At 36.8% G+C, this 6,947-nt stretch carries 4 protein-coding genes and 1 rRNA gene (1 of these 5 cut by a window edge); all 5 read right to left on the bottom strand.

The window, feature by feature from the left end:
- A 16S ribosomal RNA gene (locus tag QRE67_RS03915) occupies positions 1–327 on the bottom strand (it extends 1,225 nt beyond the left edge of the window).
- Positions 328–797: 470 nt separating this feature from the next.
- The gene (locus QRE67_RS03910) at positions 798–3,833 is read right to left on the bottom strand and encodes an efflux RND transporter permease subunit (RefSeq protein ID WP_286123639.1); all 3,036 of its coding nucleotides are present in this window, start codon (positions 3,831–3,833) and stop codon (positions 798–800) included.
- Positions 3,834–4,118: 285 nt separating this feature from the next.
- The gene (gene pstA, locus QRE67_RS03905) at positions 4,119–5,030 is read right to left on the bottom strand and encodes a phosphate ABC transporter permease PstA (protein ID WP_286123638.1); all 912 of its coding nucleotides are present in this window, start codon (positions 5,028–5,030) and stop codon (positions 4,119–4,121) included.
- 2 nt (positions 5,031–5,032) lie between these two features.
- Positions 5,033–5,923, bottom strand: a complete 891-nt coding sequence (gene pstC, locus QRE67_RS03900; RefSeq protein WP_286125182.1) for a phosphate ABC transporter permease subunit PstC — start codon at positions 5,921–5,923, stop codon at positions 5,033–5,035.
- 73 nt (positions 5,924–5,996) lie between these two features.
- Positions 5,997–6,896, bottom strand: coding sequence for a phosphate ABC transporter substrate-binding protein PstS family protein (locus QRE67_RS03895; protein ID WP_286123637.1), 900 nt, complete (start codon positions 6,894–6,896; stop codon positions 5,997–5,999).
- Positions 6,897–6,947 lie beyond the last annotated feature (51 nt).

The raw sequence follows: 6,947 nt of genomic DNA, 5'->3' as shown, positions 1-6,947 counted from the left end.
CCAGTGTGGCCGATCACCCTCTCAGGTCGGCTACGCATCGTTGCCTTGGTGAGCCGTTACCTCACCAACTAGCTAATGCGACGCAGGTCCATCTACAAGTGACAGCCGAAGCCGCCTTTCAATTTCGCACCATGCAGTGCAAAATGTTATCCGGTATTAGCCCCGGTTTCCCGGAGTTATCCCAGTCTTGTAGGCAGGTTACCCACGTGTTACTCACCCGTCCGCCGCTAACTTCATAAGAGCAAGCTCTTAATCCATTCGCTCGACTTGCATGTATTAGGCACGCCGCCAGCGTTCATCCTGAGCCAGGATCAAACTCTCCAATAAAGTTAGTTTGTCTAGCATCATAAAAATAAAAATTGACGTTGCACGTTGTTTGTTTCGTTCAGTTTTCAAAGAACTTGTCTGTCACTCAGTAGCGACTTTTTCATGTTAGCATTTCAGTTATTCAATGTCAACATAATCTTTTATTTCTTTTCGCTTTCTGCTGTTTCGCATCAGCGACGTTTATTAATATATCATCCGCTATTTCAAATCGCAAGTGTTTTTTTAAAATATGTAATGTTTTTTTGTTTTATCAAAAACATTCTTATTTATAACTTCAATGAAGCAATTTCATTTTCTAGATAACAACTTTATTTCATTGCTTGCTTCTCTAAATCTTCAAATGAAAAACACCTCCACTTAATTCGCATTTTTTAGTATGCGAATTAAGGAGGTGTTTTCTTCATGCTTCACTACTTGAGTTCACTTCAAGTTATACTTTTTAGACAGCTTCGTTTTGATTATAAAGCTTTTCATTTATCTACAGATACCTCTACTCGTCTACGAGAACTTCTTTTTCTTCCGATTTTATCTAATAATTCATACATAACAGGAACGACGATGAGAGTGAGCACAGTTGAAACAGCTAAGCCACCAATTACAACAACAGCTAAACTTTTAGATACCATGCTACCAGATTGTGATTGACCGAATAACAATGGCAACATTGCTACTATCGTTGTAATAGCGGTCATAATAATTGGACGTAGTCGTGTGGAACCTGATTCTAATAAAGCTTCTCGCGTTGTCATGCCGTGTTCTCGGTTTTGCTGAACTCGTTCTATTAATACAATGGCATTCGTAACAACGATACCGATTAGCATCAATGCACCGATTAGGGCGTTTAAATCAACCGGTGTTCCTGAAATGATTAATCCTAAAATACCACCAATAGCAGCTAATGGAAGTGAGAATAAAATTGCAAACGGTACGCGTGCTTGCCCGAAAGTGATGACCATAATTAAGTACACAATTCCGATTGCAATACCCATTACTTTGAATAAGTCTGTAAAGGTTTCCTGCATAGATTCAGTTGCACCAGCAACAGCAACTTTTGCTCCGTTTGGTAAGTCTAATTCTTTAATGGATTTGTTTACTTCTGTATTTACTTTACTTAAATCGTCTTCTGTTGCTTCAGCACTTATTTGAATTGTTTCTTTTCCATCCTTATGGAAGATTTCTGATTGCAGTTGTTTTTCTGAAATGGATGCGATGTCTTTTAAAGGAATAGGTCCATTTACAGGTGATACAATGTTCGAGTTAAGAATGTCATCTTTCTTATTTATGCGCTCTTGGTTATGTTCTAACATAAGAGTTGTTTTTTCTTCATCAATTAAAATTTGGCCAATCGGTGTTTTCTTCATAAGTAATGAAACTTGTTCTCCTACTGTTTCTGGTGTTAATCCAGCTTGTTCTGCTTTTGCTTGATCAATGTGAAGTTGCCATTCTTTTTTGGATTCTTCCGCATTTGATTTTACCTTGGAGAGACTGTCCATACTTTTTAGTTTCGTTGTAACAATATCAGCAGCCTTTTTTAAATCAGTATCATTATTTGCTGTAACGTTAAATTGTAATCTGTTTCCACCGCCGAAATTAGAATAACTCGTTTTTACATACTCAAATTCGGTTGGTTCAAAAGCTTTTTGTTCTTTTTTTAATTCCTCAATATATTGATCAATGTCGGAACCTTTTTTAAATGTAACGTATATAGTAGCAAGATTATTTTTCGTTGTTGCTCCCCATTGTGCATCTTCTGGATTTGAACCTACTCGCAACATTACATCCGTTACATCATTGTTAGAAAGTACTTTCTTTTCAAAATCAAAAGCTTGTTCTTTTCTTGATTCAGCATCGGATTTCGTTGGAAACGTCATATTAATAGATAGCATCGTATCATCTTCGGATTTTATATTTGCCTTTGGTAGCAATACGTAAGCTGCGATTGATCCAGCAAATAATAAGAAAGAAGTAAATAAAATAATAAACTTATGTGAAAGTGCCCATTTTAAAATAGTGATATAGCGTCGTGAAGATTTGGGACTTTGTTGTTTTGTTTTCTTGAGCAAGAAAAACGCCATAAGCGGAACAACTGTTAATGCAACAATTAAAGAAGAAAGTATTGAGTATACAACTGCTAATACCATCGGTAACATAAATTCGCCAATTGTACCTGATACCAGACCGATTGGTAAAAAGACAGCGACTGTTGTTAACGTAGAAGAAGTAATAGCGACTGCAACTTCTTTTGTAGCATCAAGAATGATGTCTTTTGAAAAAACATCTTTTTGTAAACGCCTAAAAATATTTTCTATAACAACGATACTATCATCAACAAGGCGCCCAACAGCAACTGCTAAACCACCTAAAGTTAAAGTGTTTAATGTAATATTAGATTGATCAAGTAAAAAGAGTGTCAGAAAAATAGATAACGGAATGCTGACAACAGCAATTAACGTTGTGCGAATATTACGTAAAAAAACTAAAATAATAAATGTCGCAGCAATTGCGCCAATAATCACTTCCTTGCCCATGCCCATAACAGCATTTTCAACTTGTTCATGAGTAGATGCCAGCATTTTAATAGTGAAATTCTCTTTATATTTTTTGCTGATATCCTTCACCTTTTTATCAATTTCTTTTCCGATTGTCACTGCATTTTCACTTGGTTCTTTCATAACAACTAATGTTACGCCATCTTCTCCGTTAACATGTGAAATTACATCGGAATGTTGTTTTAGTTCTACTTGAGCAATATCCTGTAATTTTACCTGTGGTGCAATATTGATGTTCTTCATTTCATCAATATTTTTAATTTCCCCAATGACACGAAGTGAGTGTTCTTCATTGTCTATAGTGACTTGGCCAGTAGAAGTTGAGATTTCTTTTCCTTGCAAAGCAGTTAACACTTGTGGAGCTGTAATATTTTTATTTTGCATTTTGGAAGGATCTAATTTAACAGAAAGCTCACTTGTTGATTTTCCGTAATACATGACATTCGCAACACCGTCAATCTTTTCGAGTTGTGGGATAATTTCTTTTTCGATTTGTTTTTCATCTGCTTTTGTAAAACCGTTCTGTTTTTGAATCGCGACTTGTGCGAGTGGAACCATAGAAGTATTCAGTTGACTGACGACTGGTTTCGAAATTTCTTTTGGTAAAGTAGCAGCATTGGTGATTTTCTCGACCTCACGCGCTGCATCTTTCATATTAGCTTCGGTTGTATATGCAATGTCAATACGTGATAAACCTTCGTGTGTTGAAGAAGTAATCGTATCAACATGTTCTAAATTACGAAATTGTTTTTCGAGAGGTTCTGTTACTTCTTTTTCCATCGTTTCAGCATCTAGCCCTTGAGATAATGTGGTGACGGTTACCGAAGGGACATCGACGCTCGGCAGAAACTCCATTGGTAATTTGGAACCGGAATAAATGCCGAGTATCGAAATGAGAAACACCATAATGATAACGGCGGCCCGGTTTTTTAATGAAAACTTTGTTAATCTTTCCATAAATTAATTCCCCCATTGTATTGTTTTATCTCTTCCTGTTTCACTATACAATAATTGGATAATAATTAGAGTGAACTGTATGTAAAATATTTCTAAATAAATTCTTAAGAATTAGGATTTGTTTGTACGAAACGCAGGCATTAGGACCTCACCTAACTTCTTTGCTTTCTGTCAAACTTTGATCTAGAAATTTTACCGCCCGCGAATAGCAAGATAAAACCAAGCAAAAAAAACTCTCTGCTTTTTATAAACAGAGAGCTTCTTATTTATATAGGATACAAGAATTTAAGCCGCTTTCGTTTTTTTGCGAGACTTTTTCGTTCCAGTGAAATGTTTATGAAGTATAGATGCAGTAAAACGAGCAATGATATTAAAGAGCAACACCATAATGATTAATACCGCCGCTGATTTTGTTGCAATTAACTTCGCATCAGGAATAATCCCTTCAGAATTTAACTTCCAAATATGAACCGCTAACGTTTCAGCTGGTCGAAATGGGTTTAACGGATGTGCCGGACTTGAAAAATCTGCTGCAGAGTTTAAAATTGGCGATGTTAATCCCGCTGTATAAATTAACGCGGCCGCTTCCCCAAATATACGCCCAGCCGCTAAAATTACCCCTGTAATAATTTGTGGTAAAGAAGTTGGAAGAATAATACGAACAATCGTCTGCCATTTTGTTGCACCAAGTCCAAGACTTGCTTCTTTTACATTTGGCGGAACTTCTGTAATCGCATTTTCACAAACACGCGTTAAACCAGGTAAATTTAAAATTGTTAAAGCAAGTGCGCCTCCCATTACTGTGTAGCCCCAGCCTGTCATTGTAACAAATACTAACAAACCGAATAGACCAACAACTATAGAAGGCAATGATGCCATCGTTTCAATACATAGACGGATAAAACCTAAAAACCGTCCTTGCTTTGCATATTCCGCAAGGTAAATCCCCGCTCCTAAACCTAACGGAATTGAAATAATGAGCGTAATAACAAGCATATAGAAAGAGTTAAATAATTGCGGACCAATCCCGCCCCCTGCTTTTATATTACTTGGTTCTCCAAACAAGAAACTCGGATCCCAAAATCCCCAGCCCTCTTTCAGAATTTCGTATACTAGAAAAACAAGTAAAGCTACCACAAACGCCGCTATTGCATATAAAATACCCGTCCAAATATTATTTACTGTTCTTGCATTCATCGTTAACGTTCACCTCTTTGACCAATTGCTCGAATCACTAAAATAAATAGGAAAGAAATAACAAGTAAAATCATCGCCAATGTCCATAACGCATTGTTCCAAGCTGTTCCATCCAATGTATTTGTCATATCCATTGTTAAAATACCTGTTAATGTTGCCGTTGGACTATATATTCCTTCAGGCAATTTAACTGTATTACCAATTACCATTTGAACTGCTAATGCTTCTCCAAAAGCACGCGCTAATCCTAGAACAACACCTGTTAAAATACCTTTTTTTGCAGCTGGTACAATAACACGACTGATCGCTTGCCATTTCGTTGACCCTAAACCATATGAAGCTTCTAAATAATCAAAAGGAACTGAACGAATTGCATCAGAAGCAATGCTTGCAATTGTTGGTAAAATCATGATGCTTAACACAACAATACCTGCAATTAAACTAAAGCCAACACCGCCAAATGTATCACGTAAAAGAGGTACTAAAATCGTAACCCCTAGTAACCCGTATACAACGGAAGGAATCCCAACTAATAATTCTAAAACAGGCTTTAATACTTTATTCCCAAACTTCGGTGAAATTAGATTCATAAATATCGCTAGAGCTAGAGCAATTGGTGCACTGATAACTACCGCTCCTATTGAAACAAGTGTTGAACCGATGATAAAAATAACCGCACCGAACGATCCCTTATCAGCATTCGGGCTCCATGTCGTCGATGTCAAAACTTCAGAAATAGAAATACCACTTTGCGTAAAAGATTGAATTCCTTTTCCGCAAATGAATGCAATAATTGCTAACGTAACAATAACAATAAATATACCGCAAAACGTAACTAGTGATCTTCCAATGTATTCACTTTTTACGTAGTTAATTTGTTTTTTCCCCTTCATCACAGAACATAACCCCACTTCATAGATTGAAATGAACAGGACTGACCTCGCAGTCAGCCCCATTAAACCACAATTATTTTAATTTGGACATTGGGATATAACCCATATCCTCAACTTGTTTTTCGAAGTCTTTACCTTTTACATAATCGATATAAGCTTTTGTAGCTTCTTTTGCTTCCCCTTTTGTTACCATGTACTCATAAGACCAGAATGGGTATTTACCAGCAGAAATATTTTCAACTTTCGGCTCTACCCCATCAATTTTCACTGTTTGTAGTGAACCTTTTTTATCGCCAACCATGTAAGACATTGCAAGATAACTAATTGAGCCTGGTGTAGAGTTAATTGCTTGTTCTACTGCACCGTTAGAATCTTGTGTTGTACCTGTTCCATCGTTAATTTTCGCGTCTTTCATAATTGTTTTTTCGAATGTAGCACGAGTACCAGAAGATGCCGGACGGTTAATTACATTAATTTTTTCATCTTTACCGCCTAGCTCTTTCCAGTTTGTAACTGTACCAGCGAAGATGTCTTGAACTTGTTTCACAGTTAAGTTATCAACCTTCACATCTTTGTTTACAACAAGTGCAAACGCAATACCAGCAACCTTATTATCTACTAATTCCTTTGCTTTTTCTGGATCTTTTATTTTATCCGCAGATGGAACGTCAGAGTTGCCGATTTGGACCGCGCCAGAAGCTACTTGGTTAATCCCCGTTCCACTACCGCCACCTTGAACTTGAATTGATACCTTTGGGTTTTCCTCTTGGAATTTTTTCGCAGCTTCATCCGCAAGAGGTTGAAGAGCTGTAGAACCAGCTGCTGCAATCGTACCAGATAGTTCTTGTTTTGTATCATTATTACCTTTAGCAGTATCTTTGCTATCAGTGCTTTCTGCTTTTCCACAACCTACTAAAGCACCTGCAACCATTAATGCTGCTAACGAAAACTTGAAACCTTTTTTCATAACCATGTCTTGTACCCCCATTTGGATTATTGCTTTTTTATATTCATGTACTTATTT

The organism is Bacillus sp. DX3.1 (genome assembly GCF_030292155.1).
Taxonomy (GTDB): domain Bacteria; phylum Bacillota; class Bacilli; order Bacillales; family Bacillaceae_G; genus Bacillus_A.
This window is presented reverse-complemented; position numbering and strand designations above follow the sequence as displayed.